The organism is Aeromonas aquatilis (assembly GCF_054052405.1).
Window position 1 is genome coordinate 1 of sequence record NZ_JBSTYP010000183.1, and the last position, 388, is coordinate 388.

The window sequence follows — 388 nt, forward strand, 5'->3', positions numbered from 1 at the left end:
ATCGCGCTGTACTCAGTGGCGAGCTCATGCAGAGCGCCCCACTTATTGGCCAGGTGTGGCTTGGCAGTCACCAATGCGGTAAGGAACTGGGCCAGCTCAGGGCTTTGCTCAACGGTTGAGGGCCGTTCACGCTGATAATTGCCAGCCAGTGCGGCTGGGCCTTCATTGGCCAACGAGCTTTGCCAACGGCGCAGCGTGATCAGGCTAAACGGTTTTTGCCGCTCATAGACGCTGGCTGGCAACTGCAGGCTGCGGGTACGGTATGCCTCGATAAAAATCCGGCGTCCCACCTCTCCTTGCTGGCAGGCGTGATAGGGCGTCAGAAAGATATCGGCGGCCTGCAAAATCAGCAGTCTGGCATCTACTTTTTTGCGTGGGGCTTCGCTCA

Annotated in this window: 1 pseudogene; it reads right to left on the reverse strand. The window is 58.2% G+C overall.

Annotated features, from left to right (window positions below):
- Nucleotides 1-388, reverse strand: a pseudogene (locus ACW5W8_RS23925) (integrase); the annotation flags it as partial.